We start from the raw sequence: 3,506 nt of genomic DNA on the forward strand, positions 1-3,506 counted from the left end.
TCAATCCGATCGAGCAGATCTTCGCAAAGCTCAAGGCATTGCTCCGAAGGGCGGCACCGCGGTCCTTCGACGCCATCGGCGACGCCCTCAAAATCATCCTTAATCGCTTCACGCCAAGCGAATGCTCCAATTACATCCGCCACTCCGGATACGTGCAATCGTGATCGAGTCTGACTCTAGAAGCGTTGCCTCCGCTCGACAGACCCGTAATCATAAGGATGCTCGGCCCATAACGAGCGTCTGTGCCGGTGCCGCTGATGGCATCGAGAATATAGTTTCCGTCGCCAGCAAGCGTCGATGCGTCGAAGGTGCCAGAAAAAGAGACCGGCCCTCCCGGGCCATTGAAGCCGCCACCGTTTAGATACGATAGCTGGAAGGTCCAGGTGGCGGCACCAGCGGCGCTCGAAGCTAGTATCAACGTGCTGCCGATCACAGCGACCGCAAACTTTCTCATCATGTTCTCCTTATTCATCCGCGCTTTCCGCCCGGACGGCCCAAAACTCGTAGCAGTCAGGATGCTCGGCCATCGGTGCGGCCATGGGTTTGCCGCAGATAGGGCATCGTCCCGACCGGTTGGACAAACTCATGAGTATGATTCCGGCATTCGCCCCCCCGCGAGTCGCGGTCGCAAGGTCGGCGCGCCGCGAGGAAGAGTCAATACTGGATTTTTCAGTATCGGATTTTCCAGTGCGATCGTGGCATTCATCATGCCGAACGACCGCAAATCGGTTCACGCCGCGCCGTATATCGCCCTCGTCGAGAGGCTCATCGCGCGTCGTCGTGAGCTGAAGCTGACGCAGACTGAGCTAGGCGCGCGCTTCGGAGAGAACCAAGCCTTCATCAGCAGTCTCGAACGCCGACAGCGGCGCATCGACATGTGGGAGTTCGTGCGGCTCTGCCGCGCGCTCGAAACAGAGGCAGCGTCGTTGCTCGACGGCATAGGCTAGAAGAGCCTTTCCGGCGGCGGAGATGCCCTTCGCGACCGCGCCGAGCGCCGACCTACCGGCAAGAGCCCGAACGCCACCAGCAGGACCGCCCAGATTGCCTCTAGCCAGCGGAATGGGCGCGCAATGACCCGGCAGTCGCTGCGATGCAGATGAGCCAGGCGGGCAGCGCGCCCGTCATGCCGCAGGCGGTTGCGTGTCGTTCCGAACCCCGGCGCACGCCGGCCGCAACGTTGTGGCGAACCCCAGCCACAGCGCCAGACTCCCCAAGGCGAACCCGCCCAGGATGAAAAAAGCGACGCGATAGCCGAGGAGCTGAGCGAGCCAGCCACCGATCGCGGGGCTGAGCGACGCGCCGAGCCCCTGGACCGTCATCACCGCGCCTTGGCCGACGTTCACCCGGCCCGTGCCATTGAGCAGGCATGCGACCAGCCCCGGCACCGCGACGCTTTGCAGCCCCGCGCCGATGCCGTCCAGCACCTGGACGGGCCACACGCCCCAATGCTCGATGACGGAACCAGCGATCAGCCCGCGCACCGGCAGCGCCGCAAACGAGATCAGCATGATCAGCCAGTAGCCCTTGCCCGCCGCCACCCGCATCGCGATCAGCGAGGTGATGACCATCACCGCTTGCGCGACCACCACGGTCGTGGCCGTGAACAGGGCAGGATTGCCCTTGCCCGCGCCGACCACGGCGAGGCCGTAGAGCGGCAGCATCGCGCCGTTGCCGAGATGGAAGAAGGCGAGCGAAGCGGCGAGGATCAGCATCGGCTTGTTCCGCAGCAGCACGCGGAACCCTTCGGCCTGGCCGCTTCCGGTAGCGTCGCCGTCCCCCTTTTCGAGCCCGCGCGCGGCTTGGTGGTCGATCGCGCGCTCAGGAATGAGCAGCACCGATGTAACGGCAAGCGCCCCGAACACAGCGGCGAGATAGAAGATGGCCGGCATCCCGAACGTCCACCCGAGCCACCCGGAGAGGCCTGCGCCGACCATGTTGCCGGCATGATTCCACGCTTGATTGCGCCCGTTCTGCGCATTGAAGCCTTTTTGACGAACGATCCCGAGCGTCATGCCCGCAACGGCCGGGCCGATCGCGGCACCGGCGATGGCGGTCGCCACTTGGCTGACGGTGACGACCCAGATCGATTGCGAGAGCAGGATCAGGAACGAGGCTGCGACGGTGCAGATGCCCGTGACCACGACCACCATGCGCTTCTTTGTGGTGTGGTCGATGAACGCCCCGGCCGGCGCAGTGACCAGCATCCCGGCGACCCCGCCCGCGGTCATTACCGTGCCGATCGGCCCCGTTGCCCATCCACGCTGTTGCAGGAACACGCCCAGGAACGGGCCGATCCCCGCCTGCATATCGGCCATGAAAAAGTTGAGGGCTTGGAGCGCGCGCTTGCCCCGCGCCGCGTCCGCGTTCCGACCTCGTTCGTCTTCTCCGGCCGCTGCAATCGTCGCCATCGTTCGATCCTGTCCTCGTCGGGCAGTAACGAGCCGCATGAGCTTTTGGGCACGGCTTGGGCAAGCTCTGGACCGCTTCGTGCTGTTACTATGGTCAAGGCTCAATTGCCGTGCCGCCGCGTGCGACCGCGCCGCCTATCGACGTCGAGATCGAGATTGCGCCGAAGCTCGCCGTCGCGGTCGATCCACAGAATTTCGCTTTTAGGGGAGATGCTTGCAGCGCTCACGATTACACGCGGCGGTACGCAGCAGAGGACGGCGGCTTCAGTGGGCCTTAGGGTAGTAGGAATGGCGAAAATATTCGTCATGCTCATCCTGTACGGCGCACCATTCTCCCTCCGGTCGAAAGTCGGCCCGGTCTTTGATTGTTTGAGCTTGTGCTGGATGGGCGCCATTTTCAAACATAGTAGGTTCGGTCGAATGCGGCGTTGGCGCAGCAGGTTTGCGGCGGCATCACCGTCGATGCAGCGATTTCGGCGTTCAGCGATTTGGACATGGCGAAGCGCCTTGCTTGCGGTAACGAAAGGCAGCTTTGACGGATAAAATCAGAGGGGCCCGCCGCTAGTGAGTTCGGACGAGATGTCGACCAGCCCCGGCTCGCCGCCGTCCGTGCCGTGGATCGAGGCCGATCGGCTGGCGGCGCTCGACCGCTACGGCATCCTCGACACGCCGCGCGAAGCCGAGTTCGACGATGTCGTCCGGTTGATCGCCGAGGTGTTCCAGGCACCGATCGCGGTCGTCAACCTGATCGCGGACGGCCGGCAGTGGTTCAAGGCCGAGGTCGGGATCGGCGCCGACGAGCTGCCGCTCGACGTATCGATCTGCGCCCACGCGATCCTCCAGTCCGGTATCATGGTCGTGCCGGATACCACCCGCGATCCGCGGTTCGACTGCAATCCGCTCGTGACCGGCGAGCCGGGGCTGCGCTTTTATGCGGGCGCGCTCCTGAAGACGCCGGAAGGGCTGCCGCTTGGCACGCTGTGCGTACTCGACACCGCGCCCCGCCCTCACGGCATCGACGATCATCAGAAGCGTACCCTCGAGATATTGGCGCACCAGGTGATGACACAGCTCGAGCTGCGCCGCGCCGTCGCCGAG

At 64.2% G+C, this 3,506-nt stretch carries 3 protein-coding genes; 2 read left to right on the forward strand and 1 reads right to left on the reverse strand.

The annotated features are described in order from the left end of the window. Positions 1–383: 383 nt before the first annotated feature. Positions 384–947 (forward strand): helix-turn-helix domain-containing protein, encoded by a 564-nt coding sequence (locus HUU94_RS12670; RefSeq protein WP_217429591.1) that lies wholly within the window; start codon positions 384–386, stop codon positions 945–947. 174 nt (positions 948–1,121) lie between these two features. On the opposite strand, the gene HUU94_RS08105 is transcribed toward HUU94_RS12670, so the two are convergent. Next, positions 1,122–2,408, reverse strand: coding sequence for an MFS transporter (locus HUU94_RS08105; protein WP_174274582.1), 1,287 nt, complete (start codon positions 2,406–2,408; stop codon positions 1,122–1,124). 579 nt (positions 2,409–2,987) lie between these two features. Here HUU94_RS08105 and HUU94_RS08115 point away from each other — a divergent pair. Continuing rightward, positions 2,988–3,506, forward strand: a 519-nt coding sequence (locus HUU94_RS08115; RefSeq protein WP_174274584.1) for a GAF domain-containing protein, incomplete at its 3' end; no start/stop codon positions are given.

The organism is Sphingomonas bacterium, from assembly GCF_903644055.1.
Lineage (GTDB): Bacteria > Pseudomonadota > Alphaproteobacteria > Sphingomonadales > Sphingomonadaceae > Sphingomonas_I.